Source organism: Moritella sp. (genome assembly GCF_013215705.1).
Taxonomy (GTDB): domain Bacteria; phylum Pseudomonadota; class Gammaproteobacteria; order Enterobacterales; family Moritellaceae; genus Moritella.
Map to the genome: position 1 here is coordinate 30,100 of NZ_JABSQR010000023.1, position 25,535 is coordinate 55,634.

Here is a 25,535-nt window from a genome sequence, read left to right on the forward strand (position 1 = left end):
GACGACATAACTCGTCACATTTGACGATTAACAGCGTTTTAGTACCAGTGAGCCTACTGAATAACCCGCACCAAACGAACAAATTAATCCTAGGTCGCCACTTTCCACACCGTCTTGGTGTAAATGGAAAGCAATAATAGAACCAGCTGACGCTGTATTTGCGTATGTATCTAGAATAATAGGCGCTTCTGTTGCTGATGGATCACGACCCAATAGCTTTTTCGCTAAATAGTTATTCATGTTGATATTGGCTTGATGTAACCACAAACGTTTAAAGTCACTTGCTTGTAAATCTAAACCACTTAACTGTTCTGTGATCAAATTATAAACCGTCGGTAGTACTTCTTTAAATACCTTACGACCATTTTGCATAAAAAAGCTTGAATCAGCGTTAATATCAGCGCCTTCACTGCGACTTAAATAGCCTAAGTTATTGCGGATATTATTTGAATACTGGGTAAACAATTTGCTATCAATGATTTCATAACAATTATCGCTTGTTGCTGTGGCTTTATCTTCAATCACTACCGCAGTACAAACATCACCGAAAATGAAGTGACTGTCGCGATCTTTAAAGTTTAAGTGTGCAGAACAAATCTCAGGGTTAACCACTAACGCCGCTTTACTACGCCCTGATTTAACCGCGTCCATGGCATTAGCAATGGCAAAGGTTGCTGACGAACACGCCACACTCATATCATAAGCAAAACCGTTAGCACCCAAATAATGTTGCAGTTCAACCGCCATTGCCGGGTACGCGCGTTGGAAACCTGACGCAGCAAAAATAATTAAATCGATGTCTTGTGCTTCTTTATTCGCAGCGGCTAATGCTTGCTTTGCGGCAATCAGTGCCATTTGTACCGTAATACTCGGTTCATCATCGCGAATAGGTTGAAATACCGGGCGCATGATCGCAGGATCTAAAATACCCGCTTTGCTCATCACAAAACGACTTTTAATGCCCGAAGCTTTTTCAATAAACTCACTGCTTGAGTGTGCTTTCGCCGTTACTTCACCCGCTTCAATTGCCGCTGCATTGTCAGCATTAAAATTATCCACGTAACAATTAAAGCTTGTTACTAGTTCATCATTGCTGATTGCATCAGGAGGGGTAAATAAACCGCTACCACTAATTACTACATTACTCATTACATTGTCCTTTAGCGACTCGTTGCACACAGTCCTTTCATCACTTATATGCATAGTCACTATCAGCTAAATTGGGATACAGAGAGCACTAAACTAAAGCAAACTGTTAACTAGATCTAGCTGCGCGTCCGACAAAAATGAAAAAAATTACACCTTGTAACTAAATTCGTGCGTTATAAAAACGGAGCAAACGCTAAATTACCATATCAAGGGGGAACTAATCTCGCTAATTTGGTCTATATATAGAGTGGACTTAATTCCATAGGCTCACAAATTAATGATTTATACAGGCTTAATGAATTTGTGGCAGAAAGAGAAGTTAAACACTATGCATAACTAATCGTTATAGACTCTTATCATTTTAGAACCTAACGATATAACAAAACAGCATTTTCAATTTTCAAACTAATCAGTATGCTTAAGCTATAAGTAAGTAAATAAATTATAAGTAATCATTCATATAGGGAAATCCCATGAGCCAAATTTTACAAGACAATAGCCTTTCAATTGGTAATACACCGCTAGTGCGTTTAAACCGTGTGACGACAGGCAACGTATTTGCAAAAGTAGAAAGCCGTAATCCAAGTGCAAGTGTTAAATGCCGTATCGGTGCCAACATGATCTGGCAAGCAGAGAAAGACGGTCTCTTAAAAGAAGGCATTGATATCGTTGAAGCAACCAGTGGTAATACCGGTATTGCGTTAGCATTTGTTGCCGCTGCTCGTGGTTATAAACTCACATTAACAATGCCAAACACGATGAGCCTTGAGCGTCGTAAGCTACTTAAAGCATTAGGTGCGAACCTCGTATTGACAGATGGCGCTAAAGGCATGAAAGGCGCGATTGATAAAGCCACTGAAATCCGTGACGCAAACCCTGACACAACGATTTTATTACAACAGTTTGAAAACCCGGCTAACCCAGCAATCCATGAACAAACAACAGGCCCAGAAATCTGGGAAGCAACTGACGGTCAAATTGACGTACTAGTGTCTGGTGTCGGTACGGGTGGCACGATTACCGGTGTAAGCCGTTACATTAAACTAAATAAAGGCAAAGACTTAGTATCTGTTGCCGTTGAGCCAACGAACTCACCCGTTATTACCCAAGCGAAAGCCGGTGAAGCATTAACGCCTGGTCCACATAAGATCCAAGGTATTGGTGCGGGCTTCATTCCTGGTAACCTAGATTTAGAAATGGTTGACCGTGTAGAGCTAGTATCAAACGAAGACTCTATCGAAATGGCACAACGTCTAATGAAAGAAGAAGGTATCTTAGCAGGTATTTCTTCTGGTGCAGCCGTGGTTGCCGCAGCACGTTTAGCCGCATTACCAGAGTTTGCAGATAAAAACATCGTTGTAATCTTACCATCGTCAGGTGAACGTTATTTAAGTACAGCGCTATTTGAAGACGTATTTACTGAGCAAGAGCTCCAACAATAGTCTCAACCGTATTGTTAATAGTTACAACCGCAGTCTTAGATTTACAATAAATCAACAAGATTAACAAAAGCCGCACTAGCGGCTTTTTTTTGTACAAGTCACTTTATTTCCATGGGTTGATAGCCGTCACACTTTCCTCTTTTTGTTGTAATTAAACTACAACAGAGGCCTCCATTAGGGTTAATATACTTACATCGCATTGTTTTGTCGTAAAACTTACGAAAACATGATCTGTAGCCATAGATTTAATTTAAAAAAGTTATTTTACTCTGTAAAATTAGATTACACTTATGGTTATAGTTAAATACTATTTTTAGAATCGTTATTTTAAGGAAAAGTCATGTACCAAAAATCAGTTATAATTATCGCACCAAACGGTCTTCACACTCGCCCAGCTGCTCTTTTCGTAAAAAAAGCAAAAGAATTCGAGTCAAAAATATCAGTTGAAACTAACGGTAAATCTGCAAGTGCTACAAGCTTATTTAAGCTACAAACGTTAGGCCTTTCTAAAGGTGTAACGATGACTATTTCTGCTGAAGGTACTGACGAGCAAGCGGCTGTTGAAGCGCTAGCTGCTCTGATGGATGTTTTAGAATAAACCCCATCCGTTATTAACGTATTTTTTGTATTGAAGTAAGGAAAGGTTATGATATCAGGCATTCTCGCCTCACCAGGTATTGCTTTTGGTAAAGCACAATTATTCATTAATGAAGAAATTGTACTTAATAAAAAAACTATTGAAACTGCACAGATCGATGAACAAATAGCTATCTTTTTAGCTGCTAGGGATAAGTCTGCTATACAGCTTGAAGCTATCACGGAAATGGCACGCCAAACATTTGGCGACGAGAAAGCTGAAATCTTCGAAGGACACATGATGTTACTCGAAGACGAAGAGCTCGAAGAAGATATCGTAACCTTTATTAAAAAAAATAAAGCATCGGCAGATTTTGCAATTCACAGCATCATTGAAGAAAATGCTGAAATGATGGCTGCATTAGACGACCCGTATTTAAGAGAACGCGCTGCGGATTTCCGTGATATCGGTAATCGTATCGTAAAAAATGCCCTCGGCATGGAAATGGTTTCACTAAGCGCAATCAAAGAACAAGTGATTCTAATCGCCAGCGATTTAACACCGTCAGAAACAGCACAGATTAACCTAGATAAGATCTTAGGTTTTGTGACTGACTTAGGTGGCCGTACTGCACATACATCAATCATGGCGCGTTCATTAGAACTTCCTGCGATTGTTGGTACAGGCAACGTAACTCAAATCGTCAAATCAGGTGACTTCGTTATTCTTGATGCCATTAACAATAACCTTATTGTTAATCCATCAGAAGACGTCATCAAAGAATACAAAGCAACTCAAGCACAGTACCTTGCTGACAAAGCTGAGCTGCTTAAAATGAAAGACTTACCTGCAATTACGCTAGATGGTCACCACGTAGAAGTGTGTGGCAATGTTGGTACAGTAAAAGACTGTGCTGGTGTAATTCGTAACGGCGGCGAAGGCGTTGGTCTTTACCGTACCGAATTCCTATTTATGGATCGCGATAGCTTACCAACTGAAGATGAACAGTTCGAAGCATACAAAGCGGTTGCAGAAAGCATGAATGGCCAAGGCGTGATCATTCGTACGATGGATATTGGTGGCGATAAAGACCTACCATATCTAAACTTACCAAAAGAAATGAACCCATTCTTGGGTTGGCGCGCAATCCGAATCTGTTTCGACCGTCCAGAAATCATGAACGCACAACTACGCGCTATCTTACGTGCCTCTGCATTTGGTAAAGTCCGTATTATGTTCCCGATGATTATTTCTGTAGAAGAAGTACGTCAACTTAAGGACATTATGACGACACTGAAAGCTGAACTAACCGCTGAAGGTCTCGCTTTTGATAACGCAATCGAAACAGGTGTAATGGTAGAAACGCCAGCAGCGGCAGCCATTGCTCATCACCTTATTAAAGAAGTCGACTTCTTCAGTATTGGTACTAACGATTTGACGCAATACACGCTCGCGGTAGACCGTGGTAACGAGATGATCTCAGACCTGTATAACCCAATGACGCCAGCGGTACTAACGCTGATTAAACAGGTTATCGATGCTTCACATGCGGCAGGCAAGTGGACTGGTATGTGTGGTGAACTTGCGGGTGACGAAACAGCAACACTGCTATTACTCGGTATGGGCTTAGATGAGTTCTCGATGAGCGGTATCTCCATTCCTAAAGTGAAGAAAACGATTCGTAATGCTAATTTCGCTGACGTTAAACAGTTAGCAGACCAAGCATTAAGCTGTGCAACAGCAGGCGAAATAGCTGAGTTAGTGGCTCAGTTCACTAAACAGCGCGCGGCTTGCTAATTAATTCAGTTGTCATAGCATCAAATCTCGAAAGATAATGTTATGATGACAACGTAAAGTCATTGGTTATGCACTCGTTCATGACCAATGACTATGTCTACCAAATTCTAGGAGTTAAAAATGGGATTATTCGATAAATTAAAAAAACTGGTTTCAGACGACAGTAAAGACAGCAATATGTTACACATTGTTTCTCCACTTGCCGGTGAAATCGTTGCTATCGAAGATGTGCCAGATGTTATCTTTGCTGAAAAAATTGTTGGTGATGGTATCGCTATCAACCCAACAGGTAACAAACTAGTTGCGCCAGTAACAGGTGAGATCGTAAAAATTTACGAAACTAACCACGCATTCGCAATTCGCTCTGATGAAGGCCTAGAAGTACTAGTGCATTTCGGTTTAGATACAGTTGAATTACGCGGTGAAGGCTTCACCCGTATCGCTGAAGAAGGTCAACATATCAAAGCTGGTGAAACTATCATTGAATTCGATCTTGAATTATTGAAGGCAAAAGCTAAATCAGTAATCACGCCTTGCATCATCTCAAACATGGATGAAATTAAGAGCATGGAGAAATTCTCTGGTTCAGTTAAACTAGGTGAAACTATTGTTCTTAAAGTTATTAAAGACTAGTTCTTAATTATTTTAAGTATGCAAAAAAAGAGCTATATATAGCTCTTTTTTTTCGCCTGCGTTTTATTCATTATGCCGCCACACCACACATTTAACCATACACAAAACCTATCAAAGAGTTAAGTTTAATCGATTTTACCTATCCCTATGTTTTTTGCATAATAGCCACATCAAGACGAAACAGACACAACGACGTTAAGGAATATATGATGACGACATTAGTATCGAAAGAAGGCCAAGCCGTTCCACAAGTTATATTCCCAATTCGCCAAGGTGATGCATGGGTTAACCGTACTACTGAAGAGTTATTTGCTAACAAAACAGTGATTGTATTCAGCCTGCCAGGCGCATTCACACCGACTTGTTCTTCAAGCCATTTACCCCGTTACAACGAACTCGCTAGCGTATTCGCTGCACACGGCGTTGATGACATTCTATGTGTATCAGTCAACGATACATTCGTGATGAACGCATGGAAAGATAACCAAGAAGCAGAAAACATTACCTTCATCCCAGACGGTAACGGTGCGTTTTCTGCAGGCATGGGCATGTTAGTAGACAAGTCAGATATCGGTTTTGGTAAGCGTTCATGGCGTTACAGCATGCTGGTTAAAAACGGCGTGGTAGCAAAAATGTTCATCGAAGCTGACGAACCAGGCGACCCGTTCAAGGTTTCTGATGCTGACACTATGCTAGGTTATGTGGCACCAGAATATAAAGTGCAAGAGTCAATCACCGTATTCACTAAACCGGGTTGCCCGTTCTGCGCCAAAGCAAAACAAACCTTAATCGACCAGGGTTTAAATTACGAAGAAGTGGTACTCGGTAAAGACGCAACCACGGTTAGCCTACGTGCCGTAACGGGTCAAAGCACAGTGCCACAAATCTTTATTGGTGGTAAACATATCGGTGGTAGTGAAGCGCTAGAAGCACACTTCGCTTAATATCAACTACACTTACAATATCGTATAGCGAGTCTCACATACCGTTATACGTAGAAATAACAAAGGAAGCAACAATGCTTCCTTTTTTCGTTTTAGACTCAGCAAACGAGTAATTATTTAACGACCTTTCGATTTTAAATCTTAAAGACTCTAGCCACATCTTGTAACGACGTAGCCAATTGCGCTTGTTCTTTGGCTGTTATCGCAATTTGGTTAGCCCCAGTTGCAGACTCCATTGATTTTTGCTTCACATCGACAATGTTTTCAGCAACATCTTGGGTGACAATCGACTGCTCTTCAATCGCAGTCGCAACTTGCTCTGTCATGGCAAAAATTTGATTTACTGCAGCCGTAATATCTCGCAATGTTTGCGCTACATCGTTGGATTTACTCACCGCATCAGCGGCTTTACTCTGACTCACTTCAATCACATTAAAGGCCGCATTCACATCATTTTGCAATGCACTAATAAAACTTTCAATCTCAGCGGTAGAATCTTGAGTTCGTTTCGCAAGCGTACGGACTTCATCTGCAACGACAGCAAAACCACGCCCTTGTTCACCAGCTCGTGCCGCTTCAATCGCCGCATTCAACGCTAATAAGTTAGTTTGGTCAGCAACCGATTTAATCACATCGACCATATTAGTAATATTATTACTGCTTTCATGTAAGCTATTAATGCGTTGCGCTAAACTATCAATTTCACTGGCAAGTGTTTTAATTGACTCTGATGACTGCTGTACAATCTCAAAGCCATCACTCGCTTGTGTATCCACTTCTCTTGCCGAATCTGCGGTCAACTGGGTGTTTTTTGCCACTTCTTTCACTGTGGCGGATAGTTCTTCAATCGCGGTAGCAATTAGGCTGATACCATCTTGCTGCTCAGCTAATGATGTCGAGCTATACACACAGGTTTGTGCCGTTTCTTCTGCTGCCGATGCCAGCGTAATACTTGATGTCGTAATGTTATCCATCGCGCCAGCAAATTGCGATAATGTCAAATTCAAAGCCGTCGCAATTTGACCTAACTCGCTCTTGCCTGCAAGTTGTGTCTGTACCGTCAAATCATTATTGTCACGTACTTCGGTCATCACATCCATCAGCTCTTTTACCCGTGATAATAAATCGCGCACAGTGATAAAACTAATCACCGCTGAAATCACAATAATCAACACACTAAATACGATGTTCATCGTCAATGCAGTGACCGCATTATTACGATTGGTATTAACTAAATTCAATAATGATAATTCGAGCCCATCTTCGATTTTCTTTAACTGACCAATCCGCGCACTTGCTTGACCAAACCAATACTCAGCATCGACATTAAAGTCACTTGATTTCGTTTCAGCAATGTTTCTTAACTTCATCACTTCTTTTACCGCTGCAGTATTTAGCTGCAGCTCAAAAAACTGATTATTACTACTGGTAGCAAAGATTTTAAAATTGTCAAAATACGTGTTTTGCTCAATAACTAGCGAGACGAACTTAACAAAATCACCCGTCCCGAAATGATCTTTAGAAAAGGCATTACTTAATACTGCACGTTCGATACCGGCGCGCTCTTTCCCTTGTAAAAAGTTGTAATAGGCAACGGTCTCCGCGGTGATACTTGCATCGATACTGATATCGACAATCAAGCCTGACACGCTCAATAACTTAGTATTTAACTGGGTGTAATAACGTAACGCCGATGCTAATTGGATATTTTTCGCATCCACTTTATTACGAATACCCGTAAGCATAGAAAGGTCTTGCTGAATGCGCGTTTGTAATTGCTTAATGTTACTGTCGGTCACTTCATTTTTTTGCAAGAAACGCATCATTTCGGCCTGTTTCACATCGGTATCGGCGCGTTGCTTACGTAGTTTACTCGCAAACTTGGTGCCGTCAGAGCCGATAAAGCCAGCTGTCATGCCGCGTTCTTTTTGTATCTCATGGACTAATTCACTGTACTCAACAGAAAGTTCAGTATACTGCGTTAAAACCGACATCTCTTTACTGATGGCAATGTTTTGCGAAAGTGAAGTAATGCTCAGCCACAAAAAACCCAACATGGGTAAAGCCAGTAACATAATAATTTTATGCTTAAACGAAACATCTGAAAATCTCATAACCGTCCTGAACACGTAAATAAAGTATCAAAATATGCCGAAATAGATTAAATACGGCAATTATCCCCGTAAATGATACATACATATAAAACACATTGTATTAATGTTTATGTAACATGCTTGTTAACATAACATTTTTTTGTTCTAGCTCAATGAAATTTTGCGAACGATTAAATATCAAGCAATTAAAATGCAGATTTTAGAAAATAAGCGACGAGATCGTAATCAGAAGTGGTTAAGACTACGCTAGGATTTCGCGTACAAAGGCTTCAATTTCTTGATCTTGACAGTTATCAAAGAAACATTGTTGGAAACGCTCACCCGTGACAGCTGTTTTAATCAATGCAGGGTCAATAGCGCGCAATGTATCGAGATAATTTTCTTTTGTTACAGCAGCTTTAGACTTGATTAGAATACTCGCCATGATACCAAGGTGAACATAAGTAAGGTGATGATCATTTTCATCTGACATACCTACGTTAAAAACAGAATAATTCTTTTCAGAAGCAACCACTGTTAATTCATTGAGTACCGTTGCATTTTTAGGTGCTTGGCTATTTTCCATCATCAGTGCGATTTTCATTAAACTCTCTCCAATAAAACTGATTACCACTATATAAAGATCGCTAAATGTGTACGGTACATTCAGCATAACGGAAGAGAAAATGGGATTGACTAAACTCATACAATACAACTCGCCATAGCTAAAGGCTATCGAACCATTAACTTTAATCGATTATACCTATTTAACTCTATTGTGCATAATAGCGGCATCAACACGAGGTATCTACTTCGTGCCCAAATTTTCACTAAAATAAGCGCGACAAACGACACACGTTTTCGCTATACGCTTTCTAAGGCTAAATGATGAATATGATAAATGTAGATGTAGCAGTTATTGGTGGTGGTACAGCTGGACTTGGCGCATACCGTGCAGCAAAAGCACATTCAGAAAGTGTCGTAATCATCGAAGGTGGTCCGTATGGCACTACCTGTGCGCGTGTTGGTTGTATGCCATCAAAACTGCTTATCGCCGCAGCAGAAAGTGTCCACCAAATTAAAAAAGCGCCCGGTTTTGGTATCCACCCACAAGGTGAAACGATCATTAACGGTGTCGAAGTGATGGCGCGAATTAAGCGAGAACGCGACCGTTTTGTTGGTTTTGTTTTAGAAGGCGTTGACGAGATCCCAGAGCACGACAAAGTGTCTGGCTACGCCAAATTTTTAAACAACAATACGTTACTCGTCGATGACCACACCCAAATTAACGCCAAACGTATTGTGATAGCCACAGGATCACGTCCTGCTTATCCTGCCGTATGGAATGAATTAGGCGATCGCCTAGTGATCAATGATGATGTCTTTGACTGGGACGATTTACCAAAATCAATCGCGGTATTTGGTCCTGGCGTTATTGGTTTAGAACTCGGTCAATCACTGAAACGTTTAGGTGTAGACGTTATTATGTTCGGTTTAGGAGGCCAAGTCGGTCCATTAACCGATCCTACAGTAATGGCCTACGCGAACAAAACGTTTAATGAAGAATTCTACCTTGATGCCGACGTAAAAATAGAAAGCATGAAGCGTCAGGGTGACCATGTCGAAATTAAATACCTAGATGATAAACAAGCACTGCAAACCATTAATGTTGAATACGTACTTGCTGCGACTGGTCGCCGCCCAAATGTAGATAAAATTGGTCTGCAGAATACCACGCTGGAATTAGATGAACGTGGTGTACCAACAGCTGATTATTACACCATGCAAACATCGGTAGAAAATATCTTTATTTCTGGTGATGCCAGTAACCAGATCCCGCTGTTACACGAAGCGGCTGACCAAGCACGGATTGCCGGTGATAACGCAGGTCGTTTCCCACAAATTAGAGCGGGTCTGCGCCGCAGCGTTATTTCAGCCGTATTCACCGACCCGCAAATTGCCATGGTCGGTGAAACTTATAAACAGATCATTGCACGCTTAGGTAATTGTGGTTGTTTTGAAACCGGTAGTGTGTCGTTCGAAAACCAAGGTCGATCACGTGTAATGCTACGTAACAAGGGGTTACTACATGTTTATGCTGAACACGGTACAGGTCTGTTCTTAGGCGCTGAAATGATAGGCCCAGATGCAGAGCATTTAGCGCACTTATTAGCATGGGCACATCAACAAAAAATGACTGTTTCAGAAATGTTAGACATGCCATTCTACCACCCCGTCATTGAAGAAGGTGTTAGAACAGCATTACGTGACCTCAATGCTAAATTACACCTAGGTCCAGATATGATTAAACATTGTATGGATTGTGGCCCAGGCTGCTAGTGACAGGTTCCGTTAAACACTAAGCTTGGCGATTAAGACTGGCTGGGATATCAGAACAAGGCGTAATAGCAAATAATAACTATTACGCCTTATTTTTATAAGGCACCGCTGAAATAACAAGACGTATAAACAGGTTAAACTAACACCTGATATCCTGTACTGACGCTATCCAATCAACCCCATCGTATCACTACATGGTGTGTTTAGCGGCCGCGATAATCTGTTCTGAGACTTGTTTATATAATCCTTTTAACAGGATCCAGCGATGCCAGTAGAGTGGTATGGTTAAATGAGTCTCTGTTATTTTTACCAATTTTCCAGAAATCAATTCATCTGCAATTTGTAATTCAGGGATCAAGCAGTAAGCCACCCCCGCATTTGCCATGGCGACAAACGCTTCAGATGAACGCACAATATGACAAGGGTAACTGCCACCAGCCAAACTAAAATGCTGCTCGATAAACTTAATGTGCATATCGTCTTTATGATCAAATGATACCGCAGGTGCTTTACGCAAAGCTTGCTGCGTGATCCCCTGTGGTAAATACTGCTGCACAAACTCAGGCGTTGCCACCAGCGCATAATTAAGCTCACCCAATAGTGTTGCTTCACAACCTGGCAAGGGCTTGCTTTTTAAACTCAGCGCGCCAAATGCTTCACCCGCTTTTACCTTCTCCAGTGTTCTCGCTTCATCCATAATATGTAAGTTAAGTTCTATAGGATATTGTTTTAATAATGGCGCGAGTGCGGGGATAAACCAGGTTGCTAAACTGTCTGCATTCACGGCAATCGCCATCACTACGGATTTATCTGTCGCGGTTGCGCTGATGCTGGGTAATAATTCTGCTTCTAAATGCTGTACTTGTTTGTAATGCTTTAACAAACGCTGACCAATATCCGTCGCCACCAGCGGTTGACTACGGATCAATACAGGCTGCGCCACATACTCTTCCAATAACTTAATACGCTGAGACACTGCAGGTTGTGAAATACACAATACATTCGCTGCTCGTTCAAAGCTTTGCTGTTCAATCACCACCTGTAACGCATTTAGTAATTTGTAATCCACCATCTCATCCCCCTTCTTGTCATCTTGCAACGATACATAAGCTTAAATTATCAATCATAATTATTATTCATTATACTTATCTCATTAATTTTTGTAATCTCCAAAGCTCATCTTTTAGAGGTTCATTATGCTAACAGCAACAATTCAAGGACTACTGCTTGGCGGTAGTATGATCATCCCTATCGGCGCGCAAAATGCGTATATTTTAAATCAGGGAATTAAACGTAATCATCACTGGTTAACAGCCACTATTTGCATTTTATGTGATGCATTACTTATCTGCGCAGGCGTGTTTGGCGCCGGTAGTTTGTTGGCATTAAACCCCAATTTATTACAGGTAATTACTTGGGGGGGCATTGTATTTTTATCGGTTTATGGGGCAATGTCGTTTCGCAGTGCATGGCAGTATCAATACGGTAAAGCCGAGTTAGATGGTACCCATAAATCCCGTAAAATGGTGATAATGGCAACGCTAGCGGTCACCTTACTTAACCCACACGTGTATTTAGATACTGTCGTTGTACTAGGCAGTGTCGGTAACCAATTTAGTGGCGATAATCGTATCGCTTTTGCGGCGGGTACGATTTTAGCTTCAATTTTATGGTTTTATGGCATCGCCTTTAGCGCAGCTAAGTTTTCGAACTGGCTCAACCGACCCAAAGTACAACGTATTATCGACATAACCGTCGGTGGTATTATGTGGGTGATCGCCAGTAGTCTGTATCGCAACCTAGCATGATCTAACCATCGATGACGTATTGCTTGGCTTGTTGTTTTAATAGTGTTGCAAACAGCAAACCAGCAGGACCTAATGTTTTCTTGTTGGCATAAATCAAATATAACGACAGATCAAGACGCACATGATCTTCGATGATTAGCTCCACCAGGTCACCATTGGCTAGTTCATCTTGAATGCGGCTAATGGGTAACGTCGCATGTCCTAACCCCTGCTTAACCAAACTGAGCGACTCATGTAAATGGCTCACCGTCCAACGTTGCTGCGAGCCTAGCCAACCAGCATCGACACTGCGAAGCGCACTCGAATCACTCATCACAATTTGGGCATGGGATTTCAATTCTGCAAGTGTTAATGGTCGATTTAGCAAAGCTAACGGATGCTGGTGATGTACAAAACGTGATAACTGCCCATGACACAATTTTTCTCCCGTAAATCCGGTGGGAATTTGACTGCTAATAATCAGGTCTGCGGTGCCGTACGTCGCGGCGTCCGTCACCCCTGATAATGTACCTTGTTGAAAATCAATACTGGTCACTGTGCACTGCTGAGCAAATAAGGCCAGAACGTCAGTTAATAACGGCTGTGGAAATAGTTGTGTCGTCATGACTTTTAACAGCGGCTCCCAACCTGCACTGTATTCCCCCGCCAGTTGCTCAATACTTGCCGCTTGCGTTAACAATTCATTCGCTTGCGTCAGCATTTTCTTGCCCATATCAGTGACAACTGCACGACGACCTTGTTGTTCAAACAAACGCACACCCAGATTATCTTGCAGCTTCTGGATCGCATAACTAATCGAACTTTGGCTCTTAATTAAGTAATCAGCTGCGCCCTGAAAACTACCTTGCTCGACCACAACCTTAAAGATATACCATTGCTCTAAACTCACCGTTAGCTCTTTCATCATGATCCTTAACGTCCATGTTTTAATTCATCTAAAAAATCGATGATATAGATTGGATTTACCCGGTTAATTTATTTTTTAATTACCGTAAGCTTACTCTACAACATAAAGCGAGGAACAAAAATGAAAGTTTTACACATAGATAGCAGCCTACAAGGCAAAAATTCAACATCATCAAAGATTGCAAAAAAACTAATCGAAAAATTAGATATAAATAATACTCAACAGCAACAAATTACCTATCGTGACCTTAATGTATCGCAAGTACCGCACTTAACCGAGGCTATTTTTAGTGCATTCCACACACCGGAATCAGAACGCACAATAGAACAACAAGCGGCTGCGGCAGTATCAGACCAATTAATTGATGAAGTAAGTAACAGTGATATCTTAATTATCGCCGTACCTATGTATAACTTTGGCGTACCGTCAACCTTAAAAGCTTGGATTGACCACATCGCTCGTGCAGGTAAAACATTTACTTACACAGCAGAAGGCCCAAAACCGTTACTAAAAATGCCAAAAACTTATGTGATCGCAACCCGTGGTGGACGGTATGCCAACACACCCTCAGATACGCAAGCGCCTTGGTTAGAACAAGTACTTAAATTTGTCGGTATACCTGAAGTCGAATTTATCTTTGCAGAAGGCGTAGCAATGAACTCGGCAGATGATGTATTAAGCAACGCAGATGCACGTATTAACGAATTACTAAGTGCTTAAAACGATTTAAACACACTGACGGGAATATATTTGTTCACTATACTTTGCGCTTACAGAGAAAAAGGCCGATAATCAGCCCATCTATCCAAACCGAACTAAATACGAGCTCAGTTTGGATATATTCCTATAACACCAGACAAAAGTTGAACATAAATGCGTTTAGATAAGTTTATTTGCCAAAGTACTAACCTGACCCGTACCCTTGCCAAGCGTGAGATTGCACGCAGCAACGTGAAAATTAATGGCGAAGTTGTACGTAAAGCAGACCATAAAGTAACAGCAGACATGGATGTTTGGTTTAGTGGTAGATCATTAAGCCAACGTCCACCGCGTTATATCATGATGCATAAACCATTAGATGTAATTTGCTCAACAGTAGACGAAGAACACCCATCTGTGATGAATCTAATCGAAGCAGACAAGCGTGAAGAATTACACATCGCTGGTCGCCTTGACGTTGATACTACAGGTTTAGTATTGATCACCGATGACGGTAAATGGTCACACCGCGTTACATCACCTAAGCGTGCATGCAACAAACGTTACCGTGTACAGCTTGCCGAAGCAATCGCACCAACAGCAGTAGCAGATTTTGCAGCAGGTATCCATCTGCGTAGCGAAGACAAACCTTGCCTACCTGCAAAATTAGAGATCTTAAGCGAAAAAGAAGTATTGCTTACCATCCAAGAAGGTAAATATCACCAAGTTAAACGTATGTTTGCTAGCCAAGGCAATAGCGTGGTTGGTTTACATCGCGAACAGATCGGCGACATCGTATTAGACCCAGCACTAGAATTAGGTGAATGGCGTTACTTAACAGACGAAGAAGCATCAAGCATCTAATCTGTTAGCCGAACAGATAGTTATACCAACTGTCCAAAAGCTATAAATACCACAACCCACGTTAATCGCTTAATGTGGGCTGTGGTCATTTATGCTATCACTTATCTATTCTGTCTCTAGCGCTGTCACCTTATAGGCACAACGCCTCGCCCCTTCGACAATATGCTCTTCGCGCTCGACCGTTGCATACGGTGCTAATAATGTTTGAAATAAATTCAATTCTGAACGACAAAAATTAAGACATTTAGATGCTGCAGCGCAGATAGGACAATGGTTTTCCATCAACCAATAAACAGCCTTGTCATCAACAACAACGGTCGCCATATACCCTTCTTCACTGCGTAACTCAGCTAACGCTTCCAGTTTACCCAGTAAATCTGGCTTACTCGCCAGTCTGTCACTATAGAGCAAAAATGACGCTTGTTCGCGATGCGCAATAAGTTGCTCAAGCCCTTCATCACCAAAAATTACTTTAACTGAATCGATAAGCTGTACGGTCAATTCTTCATGGCGATCTGAGAAATGGCTATTACTCTGCGTTGTCAGTGACCAATAGCGGGTTGGGCGACCTCGCACAGCCTTTTTATCTTCAAAGCGAATATCACCATCATCTTCTAAAGCCTGCAAATGTTGGCGAACGCCCATGGTCGTTAACCCTAATTCACTGGCCAATATTTTTGCGGTTAACGCTCCTTCAAATTTTAATAGGCTAAGAATTTTCTCACTGGTCTTTTCTTTCATTTTGACTCCGCTTTACCTGACTACAGGCACATTCGGCGTGCCTTCAGATGCTTTCATACTTAGTATTATTACCGATATAAATATTAAGTAAACTTTTTTATTTACTTAATTTAAATTTCAACCTTTACAAACTTAAGTAAAGCGTTTACTTTACTTAACAATTAACAAACAAAATGGTTACTTAATATGAAATTAGTTATCGTCAGTGGCAGTCAAAGGCACAATTCAGAAAGTGCAAAAGTAGCGGCTTACATCGCCAGCGCAGCAAACCAATTTAAAACCGTTCAACATATCGAACTGTGTAAATACCAACTACCCTTTTGGGATGGCGATGACGAAAGTAAATCTGCTCCGGGCTGCGATTGGCCACTCATCAGTGAAGCGTTAATAAAAGCTGATGCATTCGTTATTATCACGCCTGAGTGGGATGGGATGGCAACACCCATTTTGAAGAATTTTTTAATGATGTGTGCGCATGACGATACAGCACATAAACCAGCACTACTGGTTTCTGTTGTCAGTGGCATTAATGGTGCATACCCCATCGCAGAATTAAGAATGAATGGCTGTAAAAATAATAAGTTAGTGGCGATACCAGATCACTTAATCATTCGTAACGTCGGCGATGTATTGAATGCAGGCACGGATGATGCGCAACTCAGCGAACGCGACCATAGTATTCGACATCGCATCGGTTACAGCTTGCATACCTTACATCAATACAGCCAAGCACTAGGGCAAGTTCGTCAACGACAGCAACAACAACCTTATTCTCAACAAGAAAAATACAGTTACGCAATGTAAGCAAACATATTATAGAGGGACATTATTATGATACACCTAGAGCACGTCAATTTAATCGTACGCGACATCGAAGAAACATTAACGTTTTACCGCGCCGTATTTCCGCATTGGTCCATTCGAGGTGGTGACAAAGGAGAATGGTCAGGCAAACCAAGAAACTGGATCCATTTTGGTGATGATTATCAATATCTCGCGTTTGGCGATAACGGGGTTGGTGAAAACCGCGACTTAGCTGGGCACCAAGTGGGGCTTGCTCATTTCGCCTATGTCACTGATGATATTGCCGGGATCATACAGCGCTTAACCGAAGCTGGTTTTAGCATTGCCAAAGACGGGATGGACGATGAATACCGTCAAAATATTTACTTCCTCGACCCCAATGGCTACGAAGTTGAGTTTGTGCAATATAATACCGATATACCAACACTGAGAAATCGTTATTAGCCGAGCATGAATTCCAAGTCTATTATCAGCCGACTATTGACCTTCAAACTGATCACGTCAGCGATGCTGAAGCCTTGGTACGCTGGCACAGTCCAACGCGTGATCTAGGCATACATATTGCCATTGTAACAATTGGGTTGTCGTTATGCTCAATGCTTTTATTATTCTCGTCCGAAACAGTTAGCAGAGTGCTGCACAGCAAGTTCACCAACATAAAACCTAAACAGTCCAATCAAAACCATACATAATATTATTATTTACACCTGTAAGTTTAATTGTTCTTATAGATCACAAAATGGCTACAAATAGAACTAGATGTCACGAAATGCCAGTGTATTAAGTAAATTTGAGATCCAGATTGAAAAAATCATGATATAAATGCGATAACCTGCCAGCCAGATGACCATTAATTAACAGTAATCTTTATCAATCACAGGTATTGATAAAGATTACTTGGAGTTTTAAATGCGCACTATTTTCACGTTATTAATATCAGCACTGAGTTTTAACAGTTTTGCCCTCGATTCTACTTATTTACAATGCTATGGCGTGAAAGACAGCTTCGCATCACGATCAGACCTAATTAAAAAATCATGGGCGGTCAATGCCAACAACCAATACCTAAAACTTGACGGTTATTGGAAAGACAATAGTTATAATGCCGATACCGAAAACTACTTTATCGTGAAAGCCATTGATTCAGTGCCCGTCACTTCTGAGCAAGTACACAGTGTATTAGCCAGCATGTGTAGCAATACGCTAGTCAATAAGTATTCCGACGAGTTTATTAGCAATATCACTTATTTTGCTTCAAGCCATTCTTACGGTTATGAATACCCAGTCATGACGGAAGCTGATGCCCTATCTATCAATAATACCGAATTGCCCGTTGCGTATAACAACATGCTGCGTTACGCGTTTGCATCGAGTTATGTATACAGCACAGAGCAAGGCGCTGATCCTTTCTCATTTACTGACAACGCAACCTTCCAGCAGTTGATGGTCGATGCAAACAGTGTCGAACTTAATGTTATAGCCACTTATGTGGGTGATAGCGGTGTCCACGGTGTGGCGATTAAAGTACCCGCCGTTCCAAGTAAAAACCTAGAAGAAGAAATCATTATCTCTTTTAAAGGCACTAGCAGTGGCGGTGATGTGATGCAAGATATCGAACTAATGCTCGCTAACCTATCTGAAACGGATGAAGACTGGCAAGTTGAGGCTTATAACTTTACCCAACAAATCTTAGCTCAATATCCTGCTAACACGGCTTCATTAACCCGTGGTTATAAAACCTCAAATGCAGCTAAAACTTATAATGTGGTATTAACCGGACATTCACTTGGTGCCTATACTGCGATTGATGCAGGGGTGAGAACTGGCGTATTAACACGGGTATTCTCGTCACCAGCAACGCGTATTATTGAAAAGTATATTCATGCGTTTGCCAATAAAATGCGTTACAACAACGTGATTAATATGGTTAGAGAAAAAGATCCAGTTGCGACTATGTCAGGCCGTCATAACGAAAACATGATTTATTTCCCGAAAGCACCAGGAGTGAATCCAGCGAACAGTCATTTCTTGACGCCGTTCATTACTGATATTTTGATCCCACTTGCAAACCAGCAAACATCAGATACCAGTAAGGCAACTCATGTCTATATCACCCCAGACGCAACAGTTGGTGCCGGATTAACAGAATTAGTTAATTTTTGGGGTCATACAAACTAATTCTCATTTGCATAAATAAAATCATTACAACTCAAACAGGAGCAAAGGTAATCCCTTCTGCTTCTGTTTACATTTTCAATCCATAACTTACCCAATCATATAAAACATTGGTTTACAGCCGTGCTTAACAATTCGAAAACAACCTCGTACAATTGACCAACATTAACAGCCGCAAATAAAAAACAAAAGAACCACAAAAACAAAACAAACCAGTCGATTAATCATAAATACTAGAATAATAGAGATGAAAATGTGATAAAACCAATTTATGTGACATAAATCACAAAAGTCTGTAACACCATAATATATTCTCCGCACCCACCAATGGAAATGATAATCATTACGATTAGAGCGTCCATAACAAAAATAAAACATAATTTATGGGCTTAACATAATTTCTTGAGTAACCATAATTGGAGAACTAAAATGAAAACAATTCTTGCCTTATTAATATCAGCTTTTAGTTTTAACAGCCTTGCTGTTGATAGTACTAATCTACAGTGCTACGGGGTGAAAGATAGCTTCGAGGCTCGATCTGATTTAATCAAAAAATCTTGGGCGGTAAATGCAAATAATGAGTATTTAAAACTTGATGGCTACTGGAGAGACAATTCCTATCGTGCGAATACTGAAAACTACTTTGTAGTCGAAGCTATTGATTCGGTGCCAGTAAACGCCTCGGACCTGCATCAGATTTTAGAAACGATGTGCAGTGACACACTCGTTAATAAATATTCAGATGAATTTATTAATAACATTACCTACTTCGCTTCTAACACTGCGCTTGATCACGAATATCCAGTATTAAGCAAAGAAGAAGCTTTATCCGTTGATAACGCTGAATTGTCACTGGCCTATAATAAAATTCTGCGTTATGCATTTGCAGCAAGTTATGTTTATAGTCTAGAACAAGACGGTAAGCCATTTGCCTTTAATAACGATCCTATGTTTGAGACATTAATGTTGTCACAAAACACCAAAAATCTAGACGTTATAGCAAGTTATGTTGGTGACAGTGGTGTACATGGTGTTGCGATAAAAGTACCCGCAATTGCAAGTAAAAACCTAGAAGAAGAAATCATTATTTCATTTAAAGGCACCAGTAATGGTAATGATGTGATGCAAGATATGGAATTAGCGTATACAAACCTGTTGGAGACTGATGAAAACTGGCAAAGTGAGGCTTATAATTTTACGCAACAGATCTTAGCTCAATATCCTGCAAATGAAAAATCATTAACGCGTGGTTACCAAACATCATCAGCAGAAAAAACCTATAATGTAGTACTAACAGGACACTCTTTAGGTGCTTATACTGCTATTGATTCAGGAGTAAGAACGGGGATATTAACACGCGTATTTTCGTCACCTGCCACACGTATTATTGAAAACTATCATCACGTATTTGCCAATAAGATGCGTTATAACAATGTTATAAACATGATCCGAGAAAAAGATCCGGTTGCCACATTATCAGGTCGTCACAATGAAAGCATGATCTACTTCCCGGGCGCACCAGGTATGAATCCAGTTAAGAGTCATTTTTTAACCCCATTCATTAAAGATATTCTAATGCCATTAGCGAAAAATCCTGATACTACGGCGAGCAAACCTAAATATGTTTACATCACCGCAGATAGCACACCAGGCGCAGGTTTAAATAAATCAGTTAATTATTGGGGAAGTCCAAAATAGATCAGACTAAACAACATTTAATATGCACAGCATAAGCAACAGGGCATATCAGTAATGATATGCCCTTTTTAATTATTCGACGCGTTTACTAAGTAAAGATATCCCATAACAATTAAATGATAGCGTATTAGTCATATCAATAAAGACAGCGGCCACCAGCAACGGGAATGTACAAACTATAAACAGCGATTAATTGACTTGGAACCAATCAATATAATGGCTTGGCATAACATCAAATTCACGACTTAAATCAGCAATCGCAGATCCATCAATCACGTCTTCTTTATTTGCCATTTTCTGCGTTAGATCATCAGCATGAATACCCGTGGTTAAAAACAAGCTAGATATACCTGCTGTATTCGCGCCGCGAATGTCATGCTCTAAACTATCGCCTACTGCAATCGCGTTATCCCAACCGCCTAACAAGGTACGACACATGTCATACACTTCAGCTTGAGGTTTACCGTGCCAATGCACCTTGCCGCCCATTTCAGCATACGCATTAGCGATAGAACCGGGGCAAAGTTTTAATCCGCCGTCAGGACTCATCGCCACCAGATCGGGATTACTTACTACCATTTCCAGTCCACGTGCATAGGCAATATCCAGGTCGGCTTGATATTCAGCCACAGTGCCACGCTCAACGCCGTAACACATGATAAAGGATGCGTCTTCGATACCAACACTGGTTAAACCACAGTCTTCTAGCACAGTACCGTTAATGCCATCGCCCCAGCCAAACACCAACGCGTGTGACCCCAAGTGACCAAATTTACCCTGCTTAAAATTATGGCGCATATGGTCGCCAGATGTCAGTACATCGATATACAGATCGCGACTGATACCCGAATCGGTTAAACGCTGATAAGAGAAATTGTGGGTATTACCACTGTTCGATAAGATCACTACTTTTTTGTCATGCTGTTTTAAAAATTGTAATGTCTCAATTGCATTTGGAAACGCATCGCCACCGTTGTGTAATACGCCCCATTGATCCAAAATAAAGGTATCAAACTCGTTAATAATGTCTTTAAGACCGGAAATCATTTTCACGTCGTCGTTACTCCAACAGCATCTGCCACTAACCTAAAACGCTAGTAGCCTGGACAAGATAACCCCACTATATACTCAAACCAACGAATCCCTACTAACTTGCAGCATATTAATATCAGATAGTTGTGTATTAATATGGAATAACTGCGAATAACAACCCGCATCAAGCAGGAATGACCTTTACACTTACGCTTCAGGCCAGTCGTCATAATAAATAGATAAGAAGTAGCAGACTTCGAGATGGGGGGATCCCCTTAAAACATATTATTAATCGCTACCCCGATACCGAAACGAGTCTGACTGTGATTATAATCAATCAAGCTTTCACCATAGCCATTAAATACAGTGAAATATCCTTTCAGTTTGCCATATAAAGGTGTGGTTAAGTTTAGTTTCACCGCGCCTTTACTGGTTGCAAAATTCTGACGTATTTCGGCACTCAATTCATATTTGTCAAAAGCATAACCGATACCGTACTCTACATGTCCCATATAGTCAGTAATATCCGGATTATCATCGCCATTAGGGCTAGCCGGATCCGTTTTAGCATCTTCTGGTATACGATACCAAGGCCTAACACTCCACACTAAATCACCCTGCTCATAAATAAATTCAGTATAAACACGATTCCATGAACGAGACGATATTCCAGCACGGCCATTGGATTGATGTTCAAACCCGAACATGACAGCTGTATTGGCATCATTAGGATGCCAATCTAATGGCGCAATATAAAATATTTCAGGTCTATAATTCGTTTCTCTGAAGGGACTGGAAATGTCATCGGCATAAACTTGCCACCAAGCTTCGAGGGTAAAAGCAGCATAGATGCGATCACCGTCAACGAATAAAGAATTGTAGCTTAACGGCAATTTCAGACTTAATTGAAATTTAGCTTCGACTTTTTTATAGCCTTCATCACGGGCATTTAGATTGCGATAAGCTTCTGGGTTAACCTGATTGGTACTATAAACAGGTAAGATATAGTTCATTAGGTGTGGCGTAAGTACAAATTCAGATGTGTCAGTTTGACGCTCTTCAATAATTCGCTTTGTCAGTAGACCTGCTTTCACTTTTTTACCGCGGATCATGACTGAACCGTCTTCTTCAAGGCTACTTTGCGCTTTGCATATCGCCCTTATTTCCCCTAATGTTACTTCTGCAGCACTACTGGCGACTTGCTTTTCAATACACTCACTTTCTGTCGTCGCTTGTGCTTGATAACTCATAGAACAAATGAGAAACACTAAACAGAGGTTTTTATAGTTTAATCGTTGCAAAATTTATTCAATTCCTTATGAACGCGAATATCCAGTTAACGTACATAATATACTGAATAATACGCATAAGATATCACCCTGATTAGCACCACTCAGCAGCGATTAAACCTCGGTATAGCAGTGACAGTATTTTATCTACCCCGTCTAGTTTACATCTGATACCAGCGTAAGGTACTTATCACGTACCTTATTACAAATGTAATCACCAATAGGGATCGCAGAGGTTGCAGCAGGCGATGGTGCATTACAAACGTGTAAACTGCGTGGACTTTCTGCAAATAAGAAGTCATGCACTAGGCTGCCATCTTTCAATACCGCTTGTGCACGAATACCCGCAGGATAGTCTTCTAGATCAGTCACCTTCAATATCGGACAGTACTTATTGACGAGTTTTAAGTAACCCGGCTTCCACCACGAATTCTTGGTTTCAACTAAGCCCGTTTTTAAATTTTTAGCACTAACCCGCCAAAAACCAGGAAACTTAAGCATGTCACAGATATCACGCAAATCTATATTTACCTTACCGTAGCCTTCTCGCTTCCAGCCTTGAACCGCATTGGGCCCAACCGTCACCGACCCATCAATCATCCGGGTTAAATGCACCCCCAAAAATGGCAGTTCCGGATCCGGAATGGGGTAAATCAAATGATTCACAATGTTGTTATGCTGAGACTGCAAACGGTAGTATTCACCACGGTAAGGAATGATCTGAAATTCGGTATCAATATTCAACATCTTCGTCACCCTATCCGCCATTAGGCCTGAACAGGTAATTAAAAATTTGGTGACATACTCACGGTTCTCGAATGAATGCCCCAATACCGATTTTTTTTGACACTGAACGTGAATGTGATCACTGGTTTCGATTAAGTGCGTCACCTCCGTCTCCATCGCCATATCACCACCGAGCACACCGAACTCTACTGCCATTTTCTCGGTGATTAAGCGGTAATTAACAATACTGGTTGAAGGCACCAGAATTGCCCCTAACCCAGTAATGTTAGGTTCTTTTTCAGCAAGTCCAGCGGCATCTAATAATTCAACGTCGATACCATTATCAAGGCAGCGTTTATACAGCGCTTCCATGCGTTGTAACTCTAATACACTGGTGGCAACCAATAGTTTGCCGCAGTTTTCAACCGGAATATCATGTTTTTCACAAAACGCTTTGGTCGCAGCAACACCCGCCTTACAAAAATTGGCTTTCATACTCCCCGGTTCATAATAAACCCCGGCATGGATCACCCCACTATTATGCCCGGTTTGATGTTGTGATAGTTCACCTTCTTTTTCGATTAATAATATCCGTTTGTCAGGCTCTCGCTGCTGTAATTGCCACGCAGTTGATACACCCACAATACCGCCACCGATAATAATATAATCATAAACACTATTATCAGGGCTATTAGTTTCCGATCTACTTTTATTAAAACCTTGTGTAGTCAAAGTCATTTTCATTATCCTTACCTTAATAAGCAGCTGCTACTGCAGGTGTCGTCACCACTGACTTATAACGGCGGTTACTGTAAATAAATAATCCCACAAAACTAAGCATCACAAAAACTCTCTCCACTAAAGGTACATCAGGCCATGTCAGCGCTAAGCCAGAAATATCAGGTAAACGCACATCAGAAATCACGATACCTGGGAAGGTTGTTGGTATGAGGATTAATGCCGACTCGCCATCGGCACATTCGATAACATCATAGCCAGCTAGCTGGAGTCGTTGACTAATCGCCAAACGAACAATCTCATCATCTTCAATTAAAGCGACTTGAATAACAGACTGTTGTGACATAACTAATCTACATCCTTGTATAAATAAACAATGCAGACAGAGTAAGAAAAACAGTGTCTATTGCAAAGGAGCTAGCTCGCAAATTACAGACATAAACGACCCACAGGCCCAAGAACAGTCAGTTAATCTGTATTCAGCCATTCATTCAAATCCTGTTTTGTCATTTGGTTTCGTTTGGACCAACTTTCATTCGATTTCCCCTACGGGAGGCGAGCAGAAATAATAGTACAGCGTTGCAATATTTGAAAATGGAATAACCATTATCTACATATGCGCCTTATTCTGATATTCCTGCTCGTCTCTGATATAGCATCTTGAAGTAACTTAGGTATATACTGGCGATATAACGTTTAAAGAAAAAACCAAGAAAATAGGAATTGAAATGACGACTGTGATGTACGGAATTAAAAACTGCGACACCATTAAAAAAGCCAAGAAATGGTTAGAAGCAAACGAACTGGAATTCACATTTCACGATCACCGCGTTAACGGTTTAGATAAAGCACAGCTGATCGCTTGGTGCGAAACACTGGGTTGGGAACAAGTGCTAAATAAACGTGGCACCACTTATCGCAAATTAACCGATGAACAAAAAGCAGGGCTAACAGAAGCCACTGCAATCGAATTGTTAATTGAACAGCCAGCGATGATCAAACGTCCAATTCTTGAGGTAGACGGTCAACTTACCTTAGGCTTTAAAGCCGATACTTATGCGGCGCTCTTTGCAAAATAA

At 40.9% G+C, this 25,535-nt stretch carries 25 protein-coding genes; 15 read left to right on the forward strand and 10 right to left on the reverse strand.

Translation table 11 applies throughout. From position 1 onward, the window contains the following. Positions 1-27: 27 nt before the first annotated feature. Positions 28-1,149, reverse strand: coding sequence for a beta-ketoacyl-ACP synthase III (locus HRT96_RS15260; protein ID WP_293158485.1), 1,122 nt, complete (start codon positions 1,147-1,149; stop codon positions 28-30). A gap of 473 nt (positions 1,150-1,622) precedes the next feature. Here HRT96_RS15260 and cysK point away from each other — a divergent pair, with 473 nt between their 5' ends. The 5 genes from cysK (at position 1,623) to HRT96_RS15285 (ending at position 6,542) form a co-directional block, all read left to right on the forward strand. After that, positions 1,623-2,591: a cysteine synthase A gene (gene cysK, locus HRT96_RS15265; RefSeq protein ID WP_293130158.1), complete on the forward strand. Its 969-nt coding sequence runs from the start codon at positions 1,623-1,625 to the stop codon at positions 2,589-2,591. 340 nt (positions 2,592-2,931) lie between these two features. Further along, the gene (locus HRT96_RS15270) at positions 2,932-3,189 is read left to right on the forward strand and encodes an HPr family phosphocarrier protein (RefSeq protein WP_293158487.1); all 258 of its coding nucleotides are present in this window, start codon (positions 2,932-2,934) and stop codon (positions 3,187-3,189) included. 48 nt (positions 3,190-3,237) lie between these two features. Continuing rightward, the gene (ptsI, locus tag HRT96_RS15275; RefSeq protein ID WP_293158489.1) at positions 3,238-4,965 is read left to right on the forward strand and encodes a phosphoenolpyruvate-protein phosphotransferase PtsI; all 1,728 of its coding nucleotides are present in this window, start codon (positions 3,238-3,240) and stop codon (positions 4,963-4,965) included. A 120-nt stretch (positions 4,966-5,085) separates the two neighbouring features. Continuing rightward, positions 5,086-5,598: a PTS glucose transporter subunit IIA gene (gene crr, locus HRT96_RS15280; protein ID WP_293130168.1), complete on the forward strand. Its 513-nt coding sequence runs from the start codon at positions 5,086-5,088 to the stop codon at positions 5,596-5,598. 209 nt (positions 5,599-5,807) lie between these two features. Next, on the forward strand, positions 5,808-6,542 hold the full coding sequence (locus HRT96_RS15285) for a glutathione peroxidase (protein WP_293158568.1): 735 nt from the start codon (positions 5,808-5,810) through the stop codon (positions 6,540-6,542). A 134-nt stretch (positions 6,543-6,676) separates the two neighbouring features. Here the strand turns inward: HRT96_RS15285 and HRT96_RS15290 are convergent, their stop codons facing one another. Both HRT96_RS15290 and HRT96_RS15295 read right to left on the reverse strand, forming a co-directional pair. Further along, positions 6,677-8,656 carry a methyl-accepting chemotaxis protein gene (locus HRT96_RS15290; protein ID WP_293158491.1) on the reverse strand — a complete coding sequence of 660 codons (1,980 nt, stop codon included), beginning with the start codon at positions 8,654-8,656 and terminating at the stop codon, positions 6,677-6,679. A 241-nt stretch (positions 8,657-8,897) separates the two neighbouring features. After that, a complete protein-coding gene (locus HRT96_RS15295) occupies positions 8,898-9,239 on the reverse strand; it encodes a hypothetical protein (RefSeq protein WP_293158493.1) in 342 nt (113 codons plus the stop codon). Positions 9,240-9,523: 284 nt separating this feature from the next. Between HRT96_RS15295 and HRT96_RS15300 the strand changes: the two genes are divergently transcribed. Further along, a complete protein-coding gene (locus HRT96_RS15300; protein WP_293158495.1) occupies positions 9,524-10,975 on the forward strand; it encodes a dihydrolipoyl dehydrogenase in 1,452 nt (483 codons plus the stop codon). Between the two features lie 190 nt (positions 10,976-11,165). Here the strand turns inward: HRT96_RS15300 and HRT96_RS15305 are convergent, their stop codons facing one another. After that, the gene (locus tag HRT96_RS15305; protein ID WP_293158570.1) at positions 11,166-12,044 is read right to left on the reverse strand and encodes a LysR family transcriptional regulator ArgP; all 879 of its coding nucleotides are present in this window, start codon (positions 12,042-12,044) and stop codon (positions 11,166-11,168) included. Positions 12,045-12,171: 127 nt separating this feature from the next. Here HRT96_RS15305 and lysE point away from each other — a divergent pair, with 127 nt between their 5' ends. Next, positions 12,172-12,783, forward strand: a complete 612-nt coding sequence (gene lysE / locus HRT96_RS15310) for an L-lysine exporter (RefSeq protein ID WP_293158497.1) — start codon at positions 12,172-12,174, stop codon at positions 12,781-12,783. A 1-nt stretch (position 12,784) separates the two neighbouring features. On the opposite strand, the gene HRT96_RS15315 is transcribed toward lysE, so the two are convergent. Then, positions 12,785-13,690: a LysR family transcriptional regulator gene (locus tag HRT96_RS15315; protein WP_293158499.1), complete on the reverse strand. Its 906-nt coding sequence runs from the start codon at positions 13,688-13,690 to the stop codon at positions 12,785-12,787. A gap of 120 nt (positions 13,691-13,810) precedes the next feature. Here HRT96_RS15315 and HRT96_RS15320 point away from each other — a divergent pair, with 120 nt between their 5' ends. Continuing rightward, positions 13,811-14,410: an NAD(P)H-dependent oxidoreductase gene (locus HRT96_RS15320; protein WP_293158501.1), complete on the forward strand. Its 600-nt coding sequence runs from the start codon at positions 13,811-13,813 to the stop codon at positions 14,408-14,410. 153 nt (positions 14,411-14,563) lie between these two features. Continuing rightward, positions 14,564-15,253 (forward strand): 16S rRNA pseudouridine(516) synthase RsuA, encoded by a 690-nt coding sequence (gene rsuA / locus HRT96_RS15325; RefSeq protein ID WP_293158503.1) that lies wholly within the window; start codon positions 14,564-14,566, stop codon positions 15,251-15,253. Positions 15,254-15,358: 105 nt separating this feature from the next. On the opposite strand, the gene HRT96_RS15330 is transcribed toward rsuA, so the two are convergent. Continuing rightward, positions 15,359-15,994 carry a metalloregulator ArsR/SmtB family transcription factor gene (locus HRT96_RS15330; RefSeq protein ID WP_293158505.1) on the reverse strand — a complete coding sequence of 212 codons (636 nt, stop codon included), beginning with the start codon at positions 15,992-15,994 and terminating at the stop codon, positions 15,359-15,361. A 186-nt stretch (positions 15,995-16,180) separates the two neighbouring features. Between HRT96_RS15330 and HRT96_RS15335 the strand changes: the two genes are divergently transcribed. The 5 genes from HRT96_RS15335 (at position 16,181) to HRT96_RS15350 (ending at position 20,671) form a co-directional block, all read left to right on the forward strand. Then, positions 16,181-16,798 carry an NAD(P)H-dependent oxidoreductase gene (locus tag HRT96_RS15335; RefSeq protein WP_293158507.1) on the forward strand — a complete coding sequence of 206 codons (618 nt, stop codon included), beginning with the start codon at positions 16,181-16,183 and terminating at the stop codon, positions 16,796-16,798. A 27-nt stretch (positions 16,799-16,825) separates the two neighbouring features. Further along, the gene (locus HRT96_RS15340; RefSeq protein ID WP_293158509.1) at positions 16,826-17,242 is read left to right on the forward strand and encodes a VOC family protein; all 417 of its coding nucleotides are present in this window, start codon (positions 16,826-16,828) and stop codon (positions 17,240-17,242) included. A 35-nt stretch (positions 17,243-17,277) separates the two neighbouring features. Next, a complete protein-coding gene (locus HRT96_RS21965) occupies positions 17,278-17,490 on the forward strand; it encodes a hypothetical protein (protein ID WP_366051261.1) in 213 nt (70 codons plus the stop codon). Positions 17,491-17,707: 217 nt separating this feature from the next. After that, complete coding sequence (locus HRT96_RS15345) at positions 17,708-18,976, forward strand: hypothetical protein (protein ID WP_293158511.1); 1,269 nt, start codon at positions 17,708-17,710, stop codon at positions 18,974-18,976. Between the two features lie 426 nt (positions 18,977-19,402). Continuing rightward, positions 19,403-20,671: a hypothetical protein gene (locus tag HRT96_RS15350; RefSeq protein ID WP_293158513.1), complete on the forward strand. Its 1,269-nt coding sequence runs from the start codon at positions 19,403-19,405 to the stop codon at positions 20,669-20,671. A 189-nt stretch (positions 20,672-20,860) separates the two neighbouring features. On the opposite strand, the gene HRT96_RS15355 is transcribed toward HRT96_RS15350, so the two are convergent. The 4 genes from HRT96_RS15355 to HRT96_RS15370 all read right to left on the reverse strand — a co-directional run bounded on the left by HRT96_RS15355 (position 20,861) and on the right by HRT96_RS15370 (position 24,802). Further along, positions 20,861-21,718: a TIGR01459 family HAD-type hydrolase gene (locus tag HRT96_RS15355; RefSeq protein ID WP_293158572.1), complete on the reverse strand. Its 858-nt coding sequence runs from the start codon at positions 21,716-21,718 to the stop codon at positions 20,861-20,863. A 260-nt stretch (positions 21,719-21,978) separates the two neighbouring features. After that, the gene (locus HRT96_RS15360) at positions 21,979-23,004 is read right to left on the reverse strand and encodes a phospholipase A (RefSeq protein ID WP_293158515.1); all 1,026 of its coding nucleotides are present in this window, start codon (positions 23,002-23,004) and stop codon (positions 21,979-21,981) included. A 144-nt stretch (positions 23,005-23,148) separates the two neighbouring features. Next, entirely contained in the window at positions 23,149-24,462 is a 1,314-nt protein-coding gene (lhgO, locus tag HRT96_RS15365) for an L-2-hydroxyglutarate oxidase (RefSeq protein ID WP_293158517.1), read from the reverse strand. Positions 24,463-24,472: 10 nt separating this feature from the next. Beyond that, entirely contained in the window at positions 24,473-24,802 is a 330-nt protein-coding gene (locus tag HRT96_RS15370; RefSeq protein ID WP_293158519.1) for a response regulator, read from the reverse strand. A 382-nt stretch (positions 24,803-25,184) separates the two neighbouring features. Here HRT96_RS15370 and HRT96_RS15375 point away from each other — a divergent pair, with 382 nt between their 5' ends. Further along, positions 25,185-25,535: an ArsC family reductase gene (locus tag HRT96_RS15375; protein WP_293158521.1), complete on the forward strand. Its 351-nt coding sequence runs from the start codon at positions 25,185-25,187 to the stop codon at positions 25,533-25,535.